General features: G+C 58.2%; 16 protein-coding genes and 1 other RNA gene. 10 read left to right on the top strand and 7 right to left on the bottom strand.

The annotated features are described in order from the left end of the window. Positions 1–40: 40 nt before the first annotated feature. Positions 41–2,494, bottom strand: coding sequence for an ABC transporter permease (locus AU182_RS06925; protein WP_066962853.1), 2,454 nt, complete (start codon positions 2,492–2,494; stop codon positions 41–43). Beyond that, positions 2,494–3,255 carry an ABC transporter ATP-binding protein gene (locus AU182_RS06930; RefSeq protein WP_066962856.1) on the bottom strand — a complete coding sequence of 254 codons (762 nt, stop codon included), beginning with the start codon at positions 3,253–3,255 and terminating at the stop codon, positions 2,494–2,496. Before AU182_RS06930 ends, AU182_RS06925 begins: the two co-directional genes overlap by 1 nt. A gap of 57 nt (positions 3,256–3,312) precedes the next feature. On the opposite strand from AU182_RS06930, the gene AU182_RS06935 reads away from it, so the two are divergent. From AU182_RS06935 to AU182_RS06970, 8 genes are all read left to right on the top strand, one after another. Next, the gene (locus AU182_RS06935; protein WP_066962859.1) at positions 3,313–3,999 is read left to right on the top strand and encodes an arylesterase; all 687 of its coding nucleotides are present in this window, start codon (positions 3,313–3,315) and stop codon (positions 3,997–3,999) included. Between the two features lie 296 nt (positions 4,000–4,295). Further along, on the top strand, positions 4,296–5,225 hold the full coding sequence (gene ttcA, locus AU182_RS06940; RefSeq protein WP_066962861.1) for a tRNA 2-thiocytidine(32) synthetase TtcA: 930 nt from the start codon (positions 4,296–4,298) through the stop codon (positions 5,223–5,225). 799 nt (positions 5,226–6,024) lie between these two features. Further along, a complete protein-coding gene (putP, locus tag AU182_RS06950) occupies positions 6,025–7,500 on the top strand; it encodes a sodium/proline symporter PutP (protein WP_066962865.1) in 1,476 nt (491 codons plus the stop codon). A gap of 64 nt (positions 7,501–7,564) precedes the next feature. Beyond that, positions 7,565–8,077 (top strand): macro domain-containing protein, encoded by a 513-nt coding sequence (locus AU182_RS06955; RefSeq protein ID WP_066962869.1) that lies wholly within the window; start codon positions 7,565–7,567, stop codon positions 8,075–8,077. A gap of 285 nt (positions 8,078–8,362) precedes the next feature. Next, positions 8,363–13,192 carry an RHS repeat-associated core domain-containing protein gene (locus AU182_RS06960; RefSeq protein ID WP_066962872.1) on the top strand — a complete coding sequence of 1,610 codons (4,830 nt, stop codon included), beginning with the start codon at positions 8,363–8,365 and terminating at the stop codon, positions 13,190–13,192. A gap of 15 nt (positions 13,193–13,207) precedes the next feature. Then, on the top strand, positions 13,208–13,546 hold the full coding sequence (locus tag AU182_RS06965) for a hypothetical protein (RefSeq protein WP_066962875.1): 339 nt from the start codon (positions 13,208–13,210) through the stop codon (positions 13,544–13,546). Positions 13,547–13,642: 96 nt separating this feature from the next. Further along, positions 13,643–13,915: an immunity protein Tsi6 family protein gene (locus tag AU182_RS16445; protein WP_153039159.1), complete on the top strand. Its 273-nt coding sequence runs from the start codon at positions 13,643–13,645 to the stop codon at positions 13,913–13,915. Positions 13,916–14,048: 133 nt separating this feature from the next. Further along, a complete protein-coding gene (locus AU182_RS06970) occupies positions 14,049–14,513 on the top strand; it encodes a DUF962 domain-containing protein (RefSeq protein WP_066962878.1) in 465 nt (154 codons plus the stop codon). 102 nt (positions 14,514–14,615) lie between these two features. Here the strand turns inward: AU182_RS06970 and AU182_RS06975 are convergent, their stop codons facing one another. The 3 genes from AU182_RS06975 to AU182_RS06985 form a co-directional block, all read right to left on the bottom strand. Further along, complete coding sequence (locus AU182_RS06975; RefSeq protein WP_066962881.1) at positions 14,616–17,795, bottom strand: efflux RND transporter permease subunit; 3,180 nt, start codon at positions 17,793–17,795, stop codon at positions 14,616–14,618. A gap of 17 nt (positions 17,796–17,812) precedes the next feature. Next, entirely contained in the window at positions 17,813–19,129 is a 1,317-nt protein-coding gene (locus tag AU182_RS06980; RefSeq protein ID WP_082859275.1) for an efflux RND transporter periplasmic adaptor subunit, read from the bottom strand. A 174-nt stretch (positions 19,130–19,303) separates the two neighbouring features. Beyond that, entirely contained in the window at positions 19,304–19,789 is a 486-nt protein-coding gene (locus AU182_RS06985) for an Lrp/AsnC ligand binding domain-containing protein (RefSeq protein WP_066962888.1), read from the bottom strand. A 290-nt stretch (positions 19,790–20,079) separates the two neighbouring features. Here AU182_RS06985 and ald point away from each other — a divergent pair, with 290 nt between their 5' ends. Next, complete coding sequence (ald, locus tag AU182_RS06990) at positions 20,080–21,225, top strand: alanine dehydrogenase (protein WP_066962891.1); 1,146 nt, start codon at positions 20,080–20,082, stop codon at positions 21,223–21,225. Positions 21,226–21,414: 189 nt separating this feature from the next. On the opposite strand, the gene AU182_RS06995 is transcribed toward ald, so the two are convergent. Both AU182_RS06995 and AU182_RS07000 read right to left on the bottom strand, forming a co-directional pair. Next, positions 21,415–22,134 (bottom strand): 16S rRNA (uracil(1498)-N(3))-methyltransferase, encoded by a 720-nt coding sequence (locus AU182_RS06995; protein WP_066962894.1) that lies wholly within the window; start codon positions 22,132–22,134, stop codon positions 21,415–21,417. Between the two features lie 6 nt (positions 22,135–22,140). After that, a complete protein-coding gene (locus AU182_RS07000) occupies positions 22,141–22,983 on the bottom strand; it encodes a 6-carboxytetrahydropterin synthase (RefSeq protein ID WP_066962897.1) in 843 nt (280 codons plus the stop codon). Between the two features lie 256 nt (positions 22,984–23,239). Between AU182_RS07000 and ffs the strand changes: the two genes are divergently transcribed. After that, positions 23,240–23,336: signal recognition particle sRNA small type (gene ffs / locus AU182_RS07005), an RNA gene on the top strand. Positions 23,337–23,470: the final 134 nt, after the last annotated feature.

Below are 23,470 nucleotides of genomic sequence, written 5' to 3' on the forward strand. Positions count from 1 at the left end.
GCGTCAGCCTTTGGTCATTTCTGCAATATGTGCTCTGGAATTAAGCCAACTCTCTTAACACTTTCAGCGGCGGCTGGCTCACTGCACTGCGGCAGGCGAGAGTGCCAGCGGTACCAACCAGTAGCGCACCAACCGCAGGGCCAAGAATCCACAGCCCCGGGTGGAAGTTAAACGGCAGCTCAAACACCCGCTGCGAAAGCACCGCCAGCGTTGCCTCGGTGCCAAATGCCGCAAGTAAGCCGGCGGCAATGCCAAGTAATCCGAATTCGATCATCAGGCTGCGCACCAGCAGTTGCCGGCGGCCGCCCAGTGTGCGGATGACGGCGGCCTCCTGCAAGCGTTCGGCGATACTGGCGCGGACGCCGGCGATCAGTACCAGAACCCCGGCAATGAGCATGAGGGCGAGTACGGACTCGATGGCGATGGCAACCTGGCCGATGGTTTCACGGATGTTGTCGAGGATTTTGTCCAGTTCGATGATGCTGACACTGGGGAAGTTTTTCACCAGCTCGTTGACGAACAGTTTGTCTTCCGGCGGCAGGTAGAAACTCTGGATGTAGGTGGCCGGGAAGTTTTCCAGGCTGCCGGGGGCGAACAGCATGAAGAAGTTGGGGCGCATGCTGTTCCAGTCGAGGGTGCGCAGGCTGGTGATGGTGGATTCGGTTTCCAGCCCGCCAATGGAGAATCGCAGCACGTCGCCGAGGCTGAGGCCGAGGCGTGCGGCGACTTCGACTTCTACCGAGACACCCTCGGTGAGGTCGTCGCTCCACCATTCGCCGGCGACGATCTCGTTGTCGGCGGGGAGGGTGTTGGTCCAGCTGAGGTTGAGTTCGCGGCGGATAGCGCCGTCTTTGTTGTCACGCTCGGTCACCGGGGTGCCGTTTACGGCGATGAGGCGGCCGCGCACCATGGGGTAGAACTCGGTGCCCTCCAGGTTTTTGTCAGCGACGCGCTGCTTCACACCGTCCAGCTCGTAGGGCGCAATGTTGACCAGGAAGTGGTTGGGCGCGTTTTCCGGCAGCTGCATTTTCCACTCGTCGATTAGCGCGGTGCGCGCGTAGAACATGGCGAGCATGGCGAGCAGGCCGGTGCCGAAGGCGGCAATCAGCAGGGTGTTGAAGCCGGCGCGGCGTTGCAGGCTGCCCAGCGCAATACGCCAGCTGCCGCCGAGGGCGGCGAGTCTGCCGCGTACCAGCAAACGGTTGACCACGGCGCTGCCACCCACCAGCAGGCCGAGACCGGCGAGCAGGGCGAGGGTGGTGGCGAGGCTGCCGGAGAGCCACCAGATCAGTAGCAGCATGGACAGTGGGCCGGGAATCAGGCCGAACCACTCGCGTTTGTCCGGGTTGCTCCAGTCCTGGCGCAGGGTCTGCATGGGATCGGTCTGCGCCAGGCGGAACAGCGGCGGCAGGGCGAAGCCGATGACGCAGGCGAGGCCGGTGGCGATGCCCACCAGCAGCGGTTGCCAGCTGCTGGGTGGCGGGGTGACGGGGAAGAAGCCGGCGAGCAGGTTGACCGCCTGGGATTGCACGAAGGAGCCAATGGCGAGGCCGAGTGCGGTGGCGATGACGGCGAGCGCGCTCATCTGGCCGAGATAGATACCGAGAATTTTGTGCTTGCCGGCACCGAGGCTTTTCATGACCGCCACGTAGTTGGCGTGGCGCAGGCTATAGCGGCGCGCGGCGAGGCCGACGGCGACACTGGCGAGCAGCACCGCGAGGCTGGCAGCCAGGTAGAGGAAGCTCTCGGCGCGATCAAGCGTCTTGGCAACCCGCGGCTGACCTTCCTTGAGGTCGGTGATGTGTTCGTGCAGGGTCAGTTTTGGCCGCAGCCATTTCAGGTAGTTTTCCAGCGCGGCGTCGTCGCCGGCCAGCAGGTAGCGGTAATTCACGCGGCTGCCGGGCTGCAGGATGTTAGTGGCGGCGAGGTCACTGGTGTGCATCATCACCCGCGCCCCCATCGAGAACAGGTTGGCGCCGCGATCCGGTTCGTGGTCGATGATGCCATCGATGGTGAAACTGCCATCGCCGAGCTGTAGCTGGTCGCCGATTTCTAATTGCATCAGGGGGAGCAGGCGCGCTTCCAACCACACGTTGCCGGGGCGCGGCCCCTGCTGCACGACGTTTGATTGGCCCTCAGCCTGTGCGCGCATTTCCAGATGGCCTACCAGTGGGTAGCCGTCACTCACTGCCTTTACCGAGGCGAACTGGAATTCATCGCCCGCAGACAGCATGGAGGCAAAGGTGACGGTTTTGGCTCTTTCCAGCCCGAGTTCATCGGCCTTGTCGAGCCATGCCTGGGGGACTTCCTTGCTGCTTCTCAGCACCCGCTCCGCGGCGAGGAAGCTCTGCGACTGGATGTGCATGGCGCGGGTCAGGCGGTCGGAGAAGTGTGCGATGGCGGTGACGCAGCTGACGGCGAGGATCAGCGCGCTGGCGATCAGTGCCAGTTCACCCCCGCGCCAGTCACGGCTGAGTAGTCGAAGTGGCAGCATCAGGCAGACACCTCCGCCTGGTCGCCCAGGTACGAGTCGGGAATGTCGGCGGTGGTGATTTCACCGGCGGTCATCCGCAGGTGGGCGCCACAGCGTTCGGCGAGGCGCTGCTCGTGGGTGACCAGCACCAGGGTGGTGCCGTTTTCGGCATTGAGGTCGAATAGCAGATCGATGACTTTTTCGCCGTTGTGGGCGTCGAGGCTGCCGGTGGGTTCGTCGGCGAACAGAATGCCGTTGTTCGCGGTCGAAGTGGTACCCGCGGTGTCGCGTTCGCCGGCGGCAATGCTGCAGAAGGCGCGGGCAATGGCCACCCGCTGCTGCTCGCCGCCCGACAACTGTCGCGGATAGTGGTGCAGGCGGTGGCCCAGGCCCACCCGCTCGAGGAACTCCTCGGCGCGTTTGCCGGCGTTGCGCTCACCGCGCAACTCACTGGGCAGCATGACGTTTTCCCGCGCGGTGAGGCCCGGCAGTAACTGGAAGGTCTGGAATACGAAGCCCACGCAGCGTGCGCGCAGGGCGGCGCGCTGCTCTTCGTCCATGGCGGTGATTTCTTCGCCAGCGAGCCAGATTTTGCCTTCTGTGGGGCGGTCGAGCCCTGCCAGCAGGCCCAGCAGGGTGGATTTACCGGAGCCTGACGCGCCGGTGATGGCGAGACTCTGGCCGGCGGGGAGCTGCAGGGAGATGTCGTTCAGCAGGGTCAGCGGGCCTTCGCTGGTGCTGACGCGGTGGTGGAGATTTTCGGCTTTGAGCATCACTGACATGGCAAGTCCCTGAAATTTCTGCAAAATGCGCTTTAGATTAGTTGTGGAGAGTATGACATGGCGGCGATTTTTTTCCGGTATCTTGGCTCCGGTTTTATCTCGCGTGGCCTGCTGTTGATCGCGTTGTTTTACGTCGCGGGGGCCAAAGCGGATGAACGGGACACGCTGCTGGTGCTGGGAGACAGTATTAGCGCGGCCTACGGGATCGATGAGCGCGAGGGGTGGGTGCAGTTGTTGCGCGACCGCCTGGCGGAGCAGGGGATGCCGGTAAAGGTGGTGAATGCGAGTATCAGTGGAGAGACCACGGCCGGTGGGCTGGCGCGTTTGCCGCGGCTGCTGAGCGAGCATTCGCCGGCGTGGCTGGTGGTGGAGCTGGGCGGCAATGATGGGCTGCGGGGTTACCCGCCGCGGGCGCTGCAGCAGAATCTGGTGCAGATGGTGCAGCTGGCGCGGGCGCAGGGTACGGAGGTGCTGTTGCTGGGGATGCAGATGCCGCCCAATTATGGCAAGGCGTACACCCGGGCGTTTGCGGCGGTGTTTCCGAAGGTGGCGGAGGCGGAGCAGGTGCCGCTGGTGCCGTTCTTCCTGGAGACGGTGGCGCTGGAGGAGGGTGCGATGCAGACCGATGGTATTCACCCGACGGCGAAGGCACAGCCGGCGCTGCTGGAGCATGTGTGGCCTTGCCTGGAAATCATATTGAAAGGCAATGAGGACGTGCGGTCCGATAGCCTGTGCACTTCTTGATCGGAAAGCGTACAATCGCGCCCTGATTTTTGCTGGCCCCGGTGCGACGGCGTAGTGGGTATGACTGCGTAGATAGGCTAGCCAGGGTTAGGGCGGTGGCGGCGCTGCTGCCGGGCAAGCCTGTGCGGGACACGCTACGAGTTCATCCATGAACGCTCGGCTGTGGCCGTCCATGGCCACAGACGGTCCCGCACAGGCTTGCCCGGCATCAGCGCCTTCGCATCGAAATATTTTCTTCGTAGCCCATTCTCGCGCTCTTCAGGTGTGCGAGCGGGATAGAGTTTGAGATTTACCCCATGTCTGATCTGGAAAACCGCCGCGAGCGGCTGGAATTCAACAAGCTGCAAAAGCGCCTGCGTCGCAATGTGGGCAAGGCCATCGCTGACTTCAATATGATTGAAGAGGGCGACAAGGTGATGGTGTGCCTGTCCGGTGGTAAGGATTCCTACGCGATGCTGGAAATCCTGATGAACCTGCAGAAGACGGCGCCGGTGCACTTTGAGCTGGTGGCGGTGAATATGGATCAGAAACAGCCGGGATTCCCCGAGCACATCCTGCCGGAATACCTGCAGTCGATCGGGGTGCCTTACCACATCGTGAACAAGGACACGTACAGTGTGGTGAAAGAGGTGGTGCCGGAGGGCAAGACAACTTGTGGCCTCTGTTCGAGGCTGCGGCGGGGTACGCTGTACGGTTTTGCCGAAGAGATTGGCGCAACCAAGGTGGCGCTGGGGCATCACAAGGATGACATCGTCGAGACGCTGTTTTTGAATATGTTTTACGGTGGCCGGCTGAAGGCCATGCCGCCGAAACTGCGTGCGGATGACGGGCGCAATATTGTGATTCGTCCGCTGGCTTATTGCCGCGAGTCCGACCTGATTGATTTTGCCGAGTACAAAAATTTTCCGATTATTCCGTGCAACCTGTGCGGTAGTCAGGAGAATTTGCAGCGGCAGGCGATCAAGGGAATGCTGGCGGAGTGGGAGCGCAAGTTCCCGGGGCGCAGCGATAATATTTTCGCGGCGTTGACGCGGGTGTCACCGTCACAGCTGGCGGATCGGGATCTGTACGATTTCGAGAGCCTGGGGCTGGACCGTTCTAAGCCCGCGCCCGAGTTGAACGGACGTGCGCTCGAGCAGTCGGTGGATTCTTGGATTCCCGATGACGCCCGGGAGGATCTGGTTGAGCCGGCACCGCCGATGTATATCGAGGCGCGCAATCTTTAGTGGGTGAGAGTTCACCTTCCTCGATCAATAGCGTATCGTGCTTTGCAGCCGTGGCATTTGCCGCGGCTGTTTTGGTTGTTGGTGTGCTGTTTCTTTCGCTAATCAGTTTGCTGTAACTGTCGACGAAGTCCCGCAGGCTGGCACTGGGGCCGTGGTGAAAATGTTTTTTCCATAGCTTTGCCATTTTCGGCAGATTGTCGCTCTCCACTTTTTCGACACCGGCCGCGCGATAAATCAGCCAGGCGATGGCGGTGGCGTAGCGCAGGTTGGTGGCGAGCTCGACGTGGGGGTGCTGGAGGAAATCCCGCTGGCTGGCGAGGCCGCGCACTTTGGAGGCGAGCGCCGGGAAGTTGATCAGGTATTTATCCCAGATCTGTCGATGCGTGGCGGGGAGTATCTGGAAGATACCCATGCCGCGGCGGCCGCCCAGTTTAAGGTGGAACCCGAGCTCGGACTCCTGTGCGGCGGTGCCCAGCAGCAGGGATTCCATCCCCGGTGACCAGGCGCGCAGCTGTTTCAATGTGGGACGGACCACGAGCAGGCGCAGCTCGTCTAAACAAATACCCATAGTGCTTTCGCGATTCCCTGACAGCAACTTGACTGCATTTGGTGAAATAGCCGCTCCGTGGCCATCTCAACGGATTGTTTTCACGCAACTTACCCCCTTGGTTTAGTTTGTGGATTGAGCAAACGCCAGCAAATGGGTAGATTTACGCGCAATAAAGACCAATAACGACGGATTGAGCCTATCCTTCGGCGAAGTGGGGCTTGATCTGCCAATTCTGACGGGGAATCCCATATGTCCGGACAGTGGCTTGTCGCCTTAACGTTCATCGCCTATCTGGCCTTCATTCTCGCGATCGGTGTCTACGCCTACCAGCGCACCAAAAACGCCAGTGATTACTTCCTCGGCGGCCGTTCGCTGCCGCCGGCGGTCGCCGCGCTTAGTGCGGGCGCCTCGGACATGAGTGGCTGGTTGCTGCTCGGTCTACCGGGGGCCGCCTATGCCAGTGGCCTGTCTTCCGGGTGGATTGCTATTGGTCTGTTTAGCGGTATTGTGCTGAGCTGGACCACCATGGCACGGCGCTTGCGGATTTACAGCTATGCGCTGGATGACTCCCTCACGGTGCCGGCCTACCTGCATCGTCGCTTCAATCTCCATACTCCCTGGTTGCGCACCATCTGCGCATTTTTCATCCTGCTGTTCTTTTTGTTCTATGTGGCGTCTGGATTGATTGCCGGTGGCAAGCTGTTTGAAACGGTGTTTGGCTGGAACTACCAGTGGGCGGTAGTGATCGGTGCGGTGGCGGTTATTTCCTACACCCTGTTCGGCGGCTTTCTCGCGGTGAGCTGGACCGATGTATTTCAGGGGCTGCTGATGAGCCTGGCGCTGGTGATCGTGCCGATTATGGTGATCTCCGACCACGGTGGACTGGGGGATGCGGTGGCCACCATGCGTGCGCAGCATCCCGAGTTGATGCACTGGATGACCGACAGCTCGGGGACGGCGCTCGGGGTAGCCGCGATCCTGAGTTCACTGGCGTGGGGCCTGGGTTACTTTGGGCAGCCGCATATCCTCGCGCGCTTCAAGGCGCTGCGTCACCCGGACGATATGCCGGTGGCGGCTTCCGTGGCGGCGGTGTGGTCGCTGGCGGGTTTCCTTGGGGCCATGTGTGTCGGCCTGTTCGGTCACCTGGAGCTCGCGCAGACGCTGCCCGACGGGGAGCGGATTTTTATGGCGCTGGTAGAAGCACTGTTCCATCCGCTGGTGGCCGGTATTCTTCTGGCGGCAATCTTGTCTGCCATCATGAGTACCGCGGACTCACAGTTACTGGTCTCGTCGGCGGCCCTGGCGGAAGACATCTACCACGTCTGGTTTGGCAAAAAAGTTTCCTCGGAAAGTCTCGTGAAAGTCGGCCGCTGGGCGGTGGTGGCACTGTCGCTGATTGCGGTGGCGGTGGCGATGGATCCGGACTCGAAAGTGCTGGATGTGGTGGCTTACGCCTGGGCGGGATTGGGGGCTGCGTTCGGGCCCACGATACTCATCAGCCTCTACTGGTCACGAATGACTGGCGCTGGCGCCATCGCGGGCGTGCTGGTAGGGGGTATAACCGTTGTTGTCTGGAAACAGCTATCCGGTGGCATCTTTGATATATACGAGCTGTTACCGGGTTTTGCGCTCTCCGCAGCTGCTATTGTTTTAGTAAGTGCTTTGACGCATTGCCCTGACGAAATATCAACGCGCCACCGTCAGTTGCTGGGGCAAAAGCGGTAACGATCATTGCACGTGCGCAGGATTGCGCTTCTGACCGGTGGTGCCTGTGGTTGGAGTATAGGGAGTGATCGAAGTACACCTCGGTGATATCACTCGGTTGCACGTGGATGTAATCGTCAATGCAGCCAACCAGAGGCTCCAGGGAGGTGGCGGAGTCGATGGCGCAATACACCGCGCTGCAGGCCCCGAATTACTGGAAGCCTGCCGCCGTATCGGCGGTTGCCCGGCGGGAGACGTGCGCTCAACGCCGGGCTATCACCTCCCGGTCAAGCGTATCTATCACACGGTTGGTCCGGTGTGGCGCGGTGGCAATCTGGGAGAGCCGGAACTGCTCGCCGCCTGCTACCGTCAGTGTCTTGCCATGGCACGTCGCGATAACGTCCATTCTATTGCCTTCCCCGCCATCAGTTGTGGTGTCTACGACTATCCGCCGGAGCTTGCGGTAGAGGTGGCTGTGGAGCAGGTGCAAAATCATCTCGATCGAGATGGTGGACCCCGCCACGTTATTTTCTGTTGTATTGATGATGACATGGCCGAGCTCTATCGGATGCAGCTGGATGCCTGTGTGCGTCGTTGATGCAGAGCGGGTATTAAGTGCGTGACAGGTTCGCGGGTGTACCAGTTGGCGGTACAAGTCAGCCCGCAAACAGGTTGCGCCTTAAGCGCTAATTGGGACTGTCGTAGCAGTCAGGAAAAACTGCAAAAATAACCGGCTTTTCCCATAGTTTTTAGCATTTCACTTCGAGCCCGGCTTTGCCGGGCTCGCCACTTCTTTTAGAATTTCTCCCTTAAGGACTCTCGTAATTGGCACTGCCGTTCCGTTCTTGCGGCTGGTGTCATTGCGTATGGAAAGGGAAAGTTCATGCAGGTGTATGTAGAGAATAAATTTGGCCAGCGATTTCGGGTCGTTGAAGGCTGGCAAAGCCCCAGCACGGTATTCGACAACGACGCGTCCGCCGAGTTGCTGACGGGCTTCCCTCCCACCGCCCTGGGCCAGATTTTCGAGCAGTTTCTGGCCCATAACCCGCAATGCATGGTCGGTGCGCTTTCGGTGGGCGAGACATCCCCGCTGCATGTCACGCAGTTCCCCGGTATTCCCCCGCATTTTTCTGAAGAACACAAAGCAGTGTACGCCGCTGTGCGCCGACATCAGATCCTGATTGAAGAGGCACCACTGGGCGAGACCATCCTGGAGGAGCGGCAGTCTCATATTCGGCAAAAACTTCGTCTTTCTTTGCAGAAGATTGTTGCGGAAGAGCGCGTCGAAGTAGCGCATATCCAGGCCGTTCATGAGCAGCGCGGCGCACTTGAAAAAGTGGGGGCACATCTTTCCCGGGGCGCGCAGGGGTTCGGTGACGCCGCGTGGGGACTGGCGGTATGGGCAAAGGACCTCGGTGAAGTGGCGATGGTTATAAATCCCATTCGTATGCAGACCGCAGCACTGGGTGCCACATACGATTATTTCGTCCATGAAAAAAGTTTCGAGGCATCTCGCAGGGAATACCAGGGGGAAGTCAAAAAAGAAGTGGTGGACGTGCTTGGATTCGACCCCGCCACGATCACCGCAGAACAGCTAAAACAGGCATTTGAAATAGCCCACCTTGTCTATGACGACGCAGCACTACGCGGAGCCATCGGTCGTTTTGCCAAAGACTACGTAAAAGCCCAGCACAGCCTGGAGATATCAGAGTTCGCCGGTGCGGGCGTCTTTGAGATTGCGCTCACCATTGTTCTGGCTGCCTTTACCGGGGGTGTTGGTGCCGCCGCAGCCATGGCTAAAAATGCCCGCCTGATGTTCCGTTTCAAGGATGTGGGCGATCTGATGCTGGATTTTGCCAAGTATCAAAAGCAGTACAAGCTGTTGCAGAAGAAGCGTGGAGCCAAGGTTGGGGGTTCCTCCTACAGCGCGTTGAAATCCGAAGACGTGTCCGTCACCACGGCCTCAGGCATTGAGAATGGTGGGGCCGTCAAAAGAAGCGCTAAAAAAGACAGCGCCGCAAACAGGTCATCAGACAGTGGCACCATATCGGCGACATCCGACAAAAGTAAATCCTCCGACGCTGTAGACAAACAAGGCGCGGATGTTGGTGTTACCGATTCCGGTAAAACGTCCCAGTGTAATGCACGCGCTTGTGAGAGCGGCGAGCCAATCAACCTGAAAACCGGTGAGGAGCGTCTGACGCTGGTTGATGCTGTGCTCGATGGCCCGTTGCCGCTGACCCTGGCGCGCACCTATCGCAGTAGTAACTCGAGGGATACCGGGCTGGGTGTTGGCTGGAGCCACACATTCGGTGAGACCCTCGTTGTAGAGCCATCGCGAGGGACCGTTGCGTTACACGATGCGGAAGGGCGCATCATCCGCCTGCCGATCCCTGGCGACAGCGGTCGCAGCCACAATGTGGTGGAGCAACTATCCGTTACCCGGGAGAGCGACAGGCATTGGGTTGTCGCGCCCTATGGCGCTCCAAAAGGCATTCAGAAACATTTTCGTGCAGAATCGGCGGCCGGAAGTTCGCTGAAGCTGTCGGAAATCCGCGATGATTACGGTAACTTCTACCGCTTCCATTACGTACAAGGGCAATTGATCTGTGTAGAAAGCAGCCTAGGAGAGGCTCTGCACATATCGCCGGTGGAAGGCCGAGTAGGCGCGCTGAAAAAAGAGTCTCGCGATGGTCACATTTCTGTAATTGCGAGCTACGAATACAGCGAGCAGGGTGATCTTATTCGCGCCACTGATGCCAAAGGCCACAGTGAACGCTACGAATACGTCGGCCACCTCATCAAGAAACGAACCCTAAAGTCTGGTTACAGCTTTCATTTTCGTTGGGACGACAGTGGTCCCGGTGCCCGCTGTCTGCGTCAGTGGGGCGATCCGATTGATGGCCAGGCGACGTACGATTACACCTTCGTATGGGATGAGGATGGTAAGGGCGTTGCCGTTACCGATACCCGCGGCGGTACGGAACGCTACCGTTTTAACGCACAGGCGCTGCCGATCTATTACCGCGACGCCGAAGGGGGCGAAACGCTATATAGCTACAACCTTCTCGGGCAGCCCACCGAAATCAAGTTGCCTGCGGAAGAAGGCTCAGAGCGAAAGGAAATCTTCGCGTACGATGACTGTGGTCGTCTGACCGCCCGTACAGATGCCGCTGGCGGTGTCCAGAAAATCGAGTACAACCACAATGGTCAGCCTGCAAAAGTAACCGATGCTGCCGGTCGTATCTGGCAGCGCGAATACAATGAAAGTGGACAGGTAACCGCCAGTATCGATCCTCTCGGGCAAATCACCCGTTATACCTACAATCCCATCGGCCTGATAGGCAGCATTACCAATCCACTCGGCCAGACGACCCGCTACCTGTGGAACCCCCAGGGCAAGCTCTCGGCGGTGCACGACGCCGCTGGCCGATCTCAGCACTACCGCTACGATATTCATCAGCGACTGGTCGAGGTTCAGCATGGGCCTGACCTTTACACCCGTTATGAATACGACGTGCAGGATCGGATCAGTGCGGTAACTACCCCGGACGGCGGTCGGACCGAGTACTCTTACAATGCTCAAGGTTTGGTGGCAGAGATCGCCGATCCGGAAGGCCGTACAACTCACTACGACTACGATGGCCTGAGTCAGGTAAAGGCCCGCACCAACCCAGGCGGCAGCCGACTGCAATACCAGTACGACGGCGAGCGCAATCTGATCGGTCTCACCAATGAGAAGGGCGAACAGTACCGCCTCAAATACGATCTCAAGGAACGACTCACCGAAGAGGTCGGCTTTGACGGCCGTGTTACACGTTACGCGTACAACAATGCCGGCCACCTCATCGCCAGCCGGGCGGTGACGGACACGGCAAGCGGCAAGGGTGTGGATACCCTGTATGAGCGGGATGCCTTCGGCCGTCTGTTACAGGAAATCACTCCGGACGGCACCACCAGTTACCGCTATAACCGCGCCGGCCAGATGACCGAAGCGGAAACCGCGCACCGGAAATTACGCTGGAATTACGACGCCTGCGGCCGCCTGATTGGCGACTGGCAGGACAATGCAGAAATCCTGCACTCCTACGACAAAGCCGGTAACCGTATTGCCACCCGCTTGCCCAGCGGAGAAGAACTGATCTATGGCTATAACGAGGTGGGCCAGTTCCAGAGCCTCCACACCCAGTTTGCTGGCGCAGAGACAGCAACACTACTGGCCTCCATCAATCGCGATGCACTCGGCAGAGAAATCGCCCGGGAACACGGCAATGGCCTCACCACCAATAGTAGCTACGACCCGCAGGGCCGCCTGCAAAGCCTGCGTGTGGGTAAGTCCGCATCGGATGCTAACAAGCCAGTAGAAAACCCGCTGCTGGAGCGCAGCTACGGCTACAACCGCAGTGGCCAGCTAACCCAGATCAACGACAGCCTGCGCGGCAACCGCAGCTACCACTACGACGCACTGGATCGTCTGACCCAGGTAGATGGCCCGTCCCCGGAACATTTCGTCCACGACCCCGCACACAATATTCTCGCCGCGGCAGGCAGCGCGGAGGAAGCACAACAGCAGGCCAGCAGTACCCAGGTAAACGGCAACCGCCTGCAATTCCGCGGCGACACCCACTACGAATACGATATCCACGGCAGCCGCACCGCCGCCCTGCGCGGCAAAGGCAAAAAGCTCCAGACCCGCTATCGCTACAACAGCAAGCACCAGCTTGTCGCCGTGGCCCAGTACAAACTGGATGATGCCGGCGAGCCACAACTTCAATCGGAAACCCACTACCAGTACGACCCCCTCGGCCGTCGTGTGCGTAAGCAGGGGGTGGGCGCGATCACCGAATTTCTGTGGAATGGCGATGTTCTGCTTCAGGAAACCACCCGGGATTCCGCAACCAGCCAGGATCTGAAATCCCGCACCTACTACTTTGAGCCGGAAACGTTTAAGCCAATCGCTCTAAGCGAAGATGGCGAGGTATACCAGTACCACCTGGACCACCTTGGCACTCCGGAAACCCTGACCAATTCTGAAGGAGAAGTGGTCTGGAGTGTCAGCTACAAAACCTACGGTAACCTGGCCATCGCCCACCGCGAAGAAATTGCTCAGCCGATTCGGTTTCAGGGACAGTATTTTGATGAAGAGAGTGGGCTGCATTACAACCGGTTTAGGTTCTTCGACCCGGAATGCGGCCGATTTACTCAGCAAGATCCGGTGGGATTGCTAGGCGGTATCAACAATTATCAGTATGTTCCTAACCCATTGACATGGATAGATCCGTATGGTCTAAGTTGTAAGGAAGGGTACGCTGTTGTGAGGCAGTTTGAAAATGGGCGGCAAGAAGGGCATTTTACAATTGAAGTCGTACTAGACGATCTAAAGTACTCAACACATCAAGTAATCACCGAAAAAGACTGGAGTAATACAACTATCGTACGTGCTGGCCAATATCACTTGGCAAGCAGTGGGCCTATACATGAAGTGACGATTCCACTTCCTGATGCAAAAACTGCAATTGAGCATCAAAAAAATCTTATTAATGAGCCGCTAGGTAAATACCAGGCTATCGAAAATAGTTGTTTGTCACATGTGTGCGATATTCTTGATGCTGGTGGCGGCCCAAAATATAGTAAAAGTCGAATTGGTTATGGCAAGTTCTTCAAGAAGAATGGTTTTGGTCGCTTAGATGCCGGCGGAAGTATTTTAGATTAACGGGAGGTGGCTATTATGGGGTTGGCATTTTGTAAAAAGCACGGAGAGACCGGGATTACCCCAAACATTTCAGTTGAAATCTGTGAAGACCAATCAAAAGGGAGTCTCGGAAAAATACAAGATATTTGCATTGTTAATATAAAAATTTTTGATGGCGATGAATACCTATATACCCAAGAAAACTATATTAGTAAGGCAGCTTTCGATGAAGCTGGAATGAACTTCGAGTACATCATTACATGCGAAGAAGATGAAGAAAAGATAAACGTTTTCTTTCCCGAAACTAGTGGAATGTGCTCAGCTTGCTTTAAAGAATACATAATAAGCCGGAATATAAAGCTTCATGGTTGTTGATGTGAGGCAGGCTGCGAGCTCATTTTGGATTGACCGGAGGCTAGGCGGAAAACTTGGCACTGTAGTGGTTAACTCTCTGAATGGGCTGAATTAAGTATGAATTATTCTGATGTTGAAGATTGTGCGGATCGTGCGCTGGAAGCTGTTGTCGGGCTTGAATCAAAGCATGGAAAAAGTCCGGTTCTAGAATCTATTAAGAATCAAATGATATTTGTCAGGGATAATGCTCGGGTAGGAAAAAACCCAGTCGACGAACTTCCCGATGGTAAATCGTTTACCTTCGGAATATTGTCATCAAGAGAGTTTGCAAGCCCTGAGGAACTATTAGTCAAAGAGAAGTTGAATCGTGTGGCCAGGTTGCTTTTTTGAAGTTGCCACCGAAGAAATACAGCTGCTGCCTCAACTTAATGAGATGCCGGCTTGTGACCGCTTGGTCTATTCTGGTTCTGCGGTAGTATTCCCGACAGCCAAACCCAAATAACAATCAAGGCGAGGGAAAACCATGCGCACAGCAGACCAGTGGCTTAATGAATACGGCGAGAGCCACCAAAACCCCACCAATAAAGCCATCCACTGGATGGCGGTGCCCCTGATTTACCTGACGGTAGTCGGCCTCTTCTGGTCCATTCCGCAGCCCCAGTGGATGGCGGAGCTGGTGTGGCTGAACTGGGCGGTGGTGGCCCTGATCCCAACGATGCTGTTTTACCTGGTGATGTCGTTCCCTCTCGCGCTGGGAATGGTCGCGCTTTCCTTGCTGTGTCTGGGTGCGTGCAGTGCGCTGGAGCGGAGTGGGCAGAGCGTATTATGGTGGTCCGTAGGGGTGTTTGTGGTGATGTGGGTGTTCCAGTTTATTGGGCACCATATCGAGGGTAAGAAGCCTTCTTTCTTCAAAGACCTGCAGTTTCTGCTGATCGGCCCGGCCTGGGTGATCGGTTTCCTGTATCGCAAGCTCGGTATTTCTTACTGAGTAAACCCGTGAGCGATGACTCACTTACTCTCGGGTGCCAGCGAAAGCGACGTCGGCACCCGTATCCCAGTCTCTAAGTCCTCTGTGCTTTTTGCGAGCACCTCACTGGGAGTGGGGCGGTCGCTCCGGATCGCCTTCCGTTACTACCGGCTCCCCGGTCTCTCCGCCGTGCACCTTCTCGCGCAGACCCTGAACCGTCTTGAAGAAGATCGGCACGAGCAGCGTACCCACCACGCACGCCATCAGTGTGCCGCCCATCACCGCGGTGCCCAGGGACACCCGGCTCGCGGCCCCGGCGCCGGAGGCAATCACCAGAGGAATGGTGCCTACGACAAATGAGAGCGTGGTCATGATGACCGGACGAAAGCGCAGCCGGGCCGCCATCACGGTCGCATCGTGCAGGGAAAGCCTTTCCACCTCCCGCTGTGTTTTGCCGAATTCTACGATCAGAATCGCGGTCTTGGCCGCCAGCGCGATGAGAAGAACCAAGCCGATTTGCCCATAGAGGCTGAGTGGTTCGCGTGCGATCAGTAGTGCGAGGAGTGCGCCGATGATGGCAATCGGAACGGACAAGATAATCGCAAAGGGCGTCATGAACGATTCATACAATGCCGCCAGAAACAGGAACACAAACACCAGTGAAAGCCCCATGGCGATGGCAGAAGCATTGCCCGCGCCACGTTCTTCGTAGCTGGAGTCGGACCACTCGTATTTGAATCCTGCGGGCAGGGTTTCATCGGCCACGCGCTCCAGCGCATTCATGGCATCACCCGAGCTGTATCCGCCTGCGATATTGGGGCCACCGCTGATTTTCGCCGCGTCGTAGGTGTTGTAGCGCTTGAGTGTGACGGCGCCGAGGGTGGGCTCCGTGCTGATAAGGCTGCTCAGCGGAACCTGCTCCCCCTTGTTGTTGGCGACATACAGCTTGGTCAGGTCCGCTTCCTGCTGGCGGAACCGGGAGTCGGCCTGCACCATGACACGGAAGGTCTTGTTGTACAGGTTGAAGTCGTTGACATAGATAGCGCCAAGCTGGGTTTGCAGTGTCATGAAGATATCGCTGATCCTCACGCCGAATGTTTTGGCCTTGACCCGATCAATATTGAGCCGGATTTGCGGCGAGCCTGCCTTGAAAACGGAGAACGCCCGGGCAATTTCCGGTTGCTCGGTGGCTGCGGCAGAAAATGCCTGCGCCACCTCAAACAGCGCCTGTGGGCCAACGCCCTGCGTGTCTTCCAGCATGAATGAAAACCCGGACATGGCGCCCAGCCCCGGAATGGCGGGCGCGCCGAAGACCAGCACCTGTGCCTCGGGCAGCTGTGCGAATTGCGCCTGATATTTCTTTTGCAGCGCTTGCTGGGAACTCGCTGGATCCTCGCGCTCATCCCAGGGTTTGAGCTTGGCGATCACCATGCCGGCATTGGACTGCAGGGCGACGTTTAACAGGCTGAAACCATTCACCGAGAGTACTTTGTCTATGGCGGGATCCTGCATGAGGGTCTCATTCACATGGTCAACCACCTCAGCGGTGCGCCCCAGTGCGGCGGCTTCCGGTAGCTGGATGTCGACCATGAAGAAGCCCTTGTCCTCGTCGGGAATAAAACTCCTGGGCACCTGCTGAAACAGCAAGAAGAGCGCGACGAAAAGCGCCGCAACCAGCAGTAGGCTCAGGAGGATATGTTCGGCGAGCCAACCCACCACACGCAGGTAACCCGCAGCAACGCGGGTGAATCCGCTGTTGAACCCGCGAATGATAAAGTTCGGTTTACTGTGGCCGGCCTTGAGAATGGTGGAACAGAGTGCCGGGCTGAGCGTCAGGGCATTGACCATGGAGATCAGCACCGCCACGGTGATGGTGGTGCCAAATTGCCCGAACATTCTTCCGGTCATGCCCGGCAGCAGCATGGTCGGGCCAAATACCGCGACCAGCACCATGGATGTGGCGACGATGGGCCCCGACACTTCCTTCATTGCCTTGGCGGTGGCGGCTCTCCGGTCGAGCCCATCATCGTGCATGATGCGCTCCACGTCCTCGACCACGATGATCGCATCGTCCACCACCACGCCGATGGCGAGAATCAGCCCGAACAGGGTGACCGTATTGATGGTCATGCCCAGCGCATACAGCACGGCTACGGTGCCGATGATGGAAACCGGGACCGCGAGAGTGGGCACCAGGGCCGCACGTACGTTGCCGAGAAACAGGTAGGTAACCAGTATCACCAGAATGATGGTAATAATCAGCGTATAGACGGTTTCTTCCAGCGAGACCGAGATGAACTCCGTGGTGTCGTGGCCAATCACAGCCTCCACGCCGTCCGGGAAGTATTCGGATAATTCGTTGACCTTCGCCTTTACGCTGTTGGCCACTTCCAGTGCATTGGCATCGGACAGTTTGTAAATTGCCAGCAGTACGCCCGGACCGTTGTTGTACTCACCGAACCCCTTATAGGTCTGCGCTCCCAGTTCGACCCGCGCAATATCCCGGATGCGCACCACAGCGCCTTCGTCATCGGCGCGCAATACGATATTGCCGAACTCTTCTTCCGAGCTGAGCCGCCCTTTGGTGCTGAGAATGTACTGAAATTGGGTGGAGTCCGGCGAAGGCGGTGCACCCAACTGGCCCACTGCGGCCTGTACGTTCTGCTCGCGGATGGCGGCGAGGACTTCCGGCACCGATATTTCGAGGCCGGCCATTTTGACCGGGTCCAGCCACACGCGCATACCGTAGTCCAGCGCGCCGATGATTCTTGCTTCACCGACCCCGGGCACCCGCGCCAGTTCGCTGAGCAGGTTAATGGAGGCGTAGTTGGACAGGAAAATGCCATCAAATGTATTTTCCGGTGAGAACAGGTTGACCACCATCAACATGTCGGAAGAGCGTTTGCGCACCTTGATGCCGCGTTTCAGCACCTCGGGGGGCAGGGAGGGTTCCGCCAGTGCTACCCGGTTCTGTACGTCGACCTGCGCCATGTCGGCGTCGACATCAATGCCGAAGGTGATAAACAGCGAGTAGGTGCCATCACTGCCCGCATTTGAAGCCATGTAGACCATGCCTTCTGCACCGTTGACCTGTTCTTCAATGGGGATGGCGACGGCATTCTTTACGGTTTCTGCGTCTGCACCGGGGTAGGCGGCAACCACCGCGATTTTTGGTGGTGCGATGTCCGGGTATTGATCCACGGGCATGACGATCGCGGCCAGAATACCGGCGAAGGTAATCAGGATCGCAATGACAAAGGCAAAGCGGGGACGACGAATAAAAAGGTTGGTATCACCACCCATCGAATGAGCGCCTCAGGTTACTTGCCGATGTCATTCGGATCATAGGGCTCGCCCGGCTGGTTTCTTTCCCGCCCTTCGCGTTGCATGGATTCCAGCATCTGCGATTGGGTCTCCCGGTCTCTGGCGAGTTGTTCCTTGAGGGAGTGGGGCGGGGACTTTAGATTGAGGGGTGTCTGCTTCTTGAAGTCCTCAAGTTTGACTGGCACCACGGTTACCTGATCGCCCGGGCTGACTTTTTGCAGGCCCTCGACCAGAACCCGGTCGCCCGTTTTCAGGCCCTTGCGAATGGCCCAGTTGGGGCCGATTCGGACACCCACTTCCACATTGGCCCGTTTTACCTTGTTGTCTTTGTCGAGCAGGTAGACGTAAAAGCCCTGCTGGTCCTGGGATACCGCCTTTTGCGGAATGACGATGCGTTCGATTTCCTCCAGCAGTTTTCCGTGCAGCGTGACATTCTCCTTGGGGATCAGCAGGCCGTCGGTGTTCGGGAAAAGCACGCGCGCGGCGATGGTGCCGCGGGTGGAGGCGGCGGTGGCATCCCAAGAGAAAAATTCCCCTTTAAAGGGATAGATGCTGCCGCCGGGCAGCTCCATATAAAGCTCCATATTGGGAATGGCGCGCCCCTGCTGCTTCAGTCTTTCCACCACGGTGTAAAAATCGTTGTAGGCCTTCTGGCCCACATTGGCCAGTACGTACACGGGGTCGAGCTTGACCATCTTGGTGATCGGTACCGAGGTCGGCAATATCACAATGTCGCCCGGCGCGTAGTTGGGGTGCCCAACACGCCCGGAAAACGGCGCCACAATGGACGTATGCGACAGGTCCTGCCGCGCCTGTACCAGCGCTGCATGGGCTTTATCCAGCTCTGCTTCGGCGGCCAGCTTGGCGGATTTCGCGGTATCAAAATCTTTTGCCGAGATGTAACCCTGGGGGCTTAACTCACGCGCCCGCCGAAAGTTGCCGTCGGCCTGTTCAAAGTTTGCGGTTGCTTCCGCCACCATGGATTGGGCGGTGGCAACCGCCGACTCGAACTTGTAGGGATCGAGGCGCACCAGCTCTTCGCCCTGTTTGAAAAAGGCGCCCGGCGTAATGTTCTGATAGAGAATCCTGGATTGCACCAGCGGGAAGATTTGTGCCGTTTCCACCGCCTCGATAACCGCAGGCACCTCAAAGCTGGGCCGGAATTTCAGGCGCTGGGCTTCCACCACTTCCACCTTCTTCGGCGGTGGGGTGGGTTTTTCTGGCGTCTTGTCCCCGCAGCCTGTGCTGAGTACAAACGCGAGAATGAAGACTTTCTGCCAGTGAACAGGGAAGAGGTTGGAATAAGACATCATTTCCGCGCACTTGAATTAGGAAACCATTGCCTATTAATCCTAGTCGTCGTTTGCGGCAGGGGAGGTTGTCGAGGGCGGCTTGGCGCGGGATGCCACCCGTGCGGCGGGGCGCGCAGATACTAGCAGCCGGACGGTGCGTTAAATGAGCTTGAGGCCGTGCGTGGGCCTGCGGTATCAGCGGTTGTAGTGCACCGGCACTTCCAGGGTTTCCTTTACCTGCTCCATTACCACGTAGCTGGTGCACTCCTGCACTTCTGGCAGGGTCAGCAGGGTTTCGCCATAAAACCGCCGGTAGGCGCTCATGTCGGCAACACGCGCTTTGATCAGGTAGTCAAAATTGCCCGATACCAGATAACACTCCTGTACTTCCGGCAGGGCAGACACTGCCGTGCGGAAATCCTCGAATGCATCCTGCGCAGAGCGGTTCAGGCGGATCTGTACAAACACCACCAGCGCCGCGTCCAGATACTCGGGGTTGATCAGTGCGGTATAGCCCTGGATAACCCCATCGGACTCCATTTTTTTCACCCGCTCGACGCAGGGTGTGGCGGTCAGGCCGACGTGGCGGGCCAGTTCCGCGTAGCTGGTGCGCCCGTTCTTTTGCAGTACACGCAGGATGTTGCGATCAATGGTGCTGAGTTCGTTGGCGCGCCTTTTCATGTTTTTGACATGCTCTCGGATATCTGTCTTGACCAATTGGTCGAGCCCTTTGGGCCCGTCAGGAATGCCACAGAAAAAGGGCGGTAAAGCCCGGCTTGACTTGTCTGTGGCGCGAATTCTGGTCTCGTTTGGCTAAAAAACGGTCATTTAGAGAAATAACCAGTGGATTCCACTAATTATATTTAAAAATTTGCAGAAATCCACTCAAAAGAGGGTCTTATACTGCGGGAATCCAACAAAAGAAAGGGGCGCGCAAAGCTGCGCTCACAGAGTGATTGAGGAGATTCGTTATGTTGATCGGTGTCCCAAAAGAAATTAAGAACCACGAGTATCGCATCGGCCTGACGCCGGCGAGCGTACGCGAGCTGATCGGCCATGGTCATGAGGTGATCGTGCAGAAAGACGGCGGTTCAGCCATTGGCTTTACCGATGAAATGTACGAGCAGGCGGGTGCCAAGATCATCGACAGCGCTGAAGAAATCTTCGCCACTGCCGATATGATCGTGAAGGTAAAAGAACCCCAGCCGCACGAATGCGAAATGCTGCGCCCCGGCCAGCTGCTGTACACCTACCTGCACCTCGCGCCCGATCCCAAGCAGACCGAACTGCTGGTGAAATCCGGTGCGACCTGTATCGCTTATGAAACCGTTACCGACCGCTTCGGTGGCCTGCCGCTGCTGGCGCCCATGTCGGAAGTGGCCGGCCGTATGTCCGTACAGTGCGGTGCGCATCACCTGGAAAAAGCCCAGGGCGGCCTCGGTGTACTGCTGGGCGGCGTGCCTGGTGTAGCGCCGGCCAAAGTGCTGATTATCGGCGGTGGTGTTGTAGGTACCCAAGCGGCCAAGATGGCGCTGGGTATGGGTGCCGACGTGACCATCCTGGATCGCTCCCTGCCGCGCCTGCGTCAGCTGGACGATATCTTCGGCGGCGCGGTGCGCACCGAATACTCCACCAACGATGCGATCGAGAAGCACGCGCTGGAAGCTGACCTGGTTGTCGGTGCGGTACTGATCCCGGGCGCGGCGGCACCGAAGCTGCTGACTCGCGACCATATCAGCCGCATGAAGAAAGGTGCGGTGGTTGTGGACGTTGCGATCGACCAGGGCGGTTGTTTCGAAACTTCCAAAGCGACCACGCACCAGGAGCCGACCTACGTGGTAGACGGCGTGGTGCACTACTGTGTTGCCAACATGCCGGGCGGTGTTGCCCGTACTTCTACCATGGCCCTGAACAATGCCACCCTGCCGTTCGCGGTATCCCTGGCCAACAAGGGTGCCAAGCAGGCACTGCTGGACGATGCCAACCTGCTGGAAGGTCTGAACGTGCACGCCGGTATGGTGACCTACAAGGCGGTAGCGGATGTGCTGGGTTACGAGTACGTAGATCCGAAACTCGCCCTGCAAAAGTCTGCAGTTGAGTCTGAAGTCGCTGCGTAACCCGCAGCCTGAGCAAAGAATTGAACAGGTAACGCCCGTTCTCTTTGGGGCAACCCCATGCCCCGCTCTGTGAGACCCGGCAGTGTCTTGACTGCCATTGTGGCCGCGCTTTTTAGCGCGGCTTTTTTGTGCCCGTTCTTCAGGTGCGCTGTGTTATTTCGTTGTCGGTGCGATGGCGTGCGCGGTGATCTAGCGTCCGGGGAACAGTCGCGCCAGCAGGACGGGCAGGGCTGTTTCGACTCGCAGGATTCTGGGGCCCAGGTGTACGGATTCAAATCCCGCCGCCTGTAGCTTTTCTACTTCGTACGGAATGAAGCCGCCCTCCGGCCCCACTGCCAGAGTGGTGTGCTCGCAAATATCTACGGGGCAGGGGGTGTCGGTGACGGGGTGTGCGACCAGCTTGCGCGAGGCGGCGGCGATATCCGGCAGCTCATCTTCGACAAACGGCTTGAAACGCTTGCGCAGAAATATCGCCGGCATGGTGGTGTCCACCGCCTGCTCCAGGCCCAACAGGCACTGCTCGCGGAGTTTGTCTTCCGCCAGCCAGGGGCTTTGCCAGTAGGATTTCTCCACCCGGTAGGCATTGATCAGATACAGCGCTTTCACCCCAAGTGCCGTGGCGTGCTGGATGGTGCGCTTGAGCATTTTCGGGCGGGGCAAGGCGAGAATCAGGTTGAGTGGCAGCGGCGGTGGCGGTGCGCGATGCAGAGAAACGGTGAGCGCGATATGCTGTTCGCCCCGTTCGATGACCACGCCCTCGCCAATCTGCCCCTGCAGCACGCCCACCTTGAGCGTGTCGCCCACCTCGGCTTTGTGCACGTCGACAATATGCTGGAAGCGCCGTCCGCGGAGCACCGCGACGTCGGCCGCCCCGGCAAAATCGCTGGGTTCAAGAAGGATCAGATTCACGGTTGTTTAGCACTTTGCCGAGGCCACGGCGCCCTTGCCGATACCCTCGTAGGCGCGAACGCGGATGTCGTGTCCGGGATGCGTCGCTGCAAGCTGGTCGGCCATGTACTGCGCCAACTGTTCCACGGTGGTATCGCAGTCGAGAATTTCGCAGCGGTTACTGGGGATGCTCAGAGTGAACTCGCCCTGGCGGGCGCGGTAGGCAAAGTGCAGTTGCTGCGCAGATTCCTCGCGCAGGTCTTCGCGGGTGCCGAGGTAAATATCCGCCCAGCGCTTCGCCCATTCTGCTTCCAGCTGTGGATTGCGGACTCCATTCATATCGATTTGGATACGCGAGCGGTGGCCGTGGGCAATGCGCTGGCAGTTGCCGTCGTGCTTTTTCAGGCCGTGGCTGTAGTGGTAAAACGGGGTATCGATGGCCTCGGTGGTAAAACGGAGGTCGAGCTGCTTCACGCTGGTGGGGAAGATGCCCTCCAGTTCGCCCACGCACCAGTGTGCCACGGATTCCGGCGAGATTGCGTTCACCGCGACCAGGGCGAACGCCTCTGTGGGGCCCCCTACAGTGATGACTTCGCCATCGTCGAGTGTCCACTGCAGGCGTATGCCCTCGTCGGTGCGCTCCAGTTCCAGCTCGGGCGCCAGAATGGGCACCAGCAAGCGGTGATCCAGCTCGCTATCCAGCCAGTTGCGCAGGGTCTTTTTGACGATCCCGAAGTCGCACACCATGCCCTGATGATCCAGCGCGCCATCGAGGGCGGCGTTGGCCAGCCAGGTTTCACCAACAATGCCGCGGCTGCGGTGGAGATAACTGAAATCCACGTTGGTAAGGCTGTCGACAAACAGGTGCATAGATTTTCCGGCTTGGCAAAGTGGCTGAAACGAAAGCGAAGGACCCGGATTCGGGCGCGGCACAGTATAGCTTTTTGCGGTGATGATTTGTTCCCCGGGGGTGAGGATTTTGACGGCCACTAGCGATAAGCCGCGCCCGGGAAAATTAAGGCTGGAACCTGGCGCCTCGAATCTCTATAATCCCGCCCTCTTCGAGCACAGGCCGCTTTTTTCAGCAAGCGGTGCTAACCTGAGTGCTGAAGCGTGATGGCGGCCCTTCCGGTCTCCTCGCAATGATCAGCTGTGAACCCCGCCAGGCCCGGAAGGGAGCAACGGTAGCAGTGACATCATGTGCCGGGGATGTGCTGGTTGGGCTGCCTCCAGTTTTCCTCTCTCACTATTCATTCCCTCTTTCTGTTGCAACGTCTGCCTGTATCGGGCGCGCTTCCTGTGCCATCCGCTGATTCGCCGAAAAGCTCGTTGCCGAAATTTTTCTCCAAATATTCAT

The sequence above is a fragment of the Microbulbifer sp. Q7 genome (assembly GCF_001639145.1).
Classification (GTDB): Bacteria; Pseudomonadota; Gammaproteobacteria; order Pseudomonadales; family Cellvibrionaceae; genus Microbulbifer.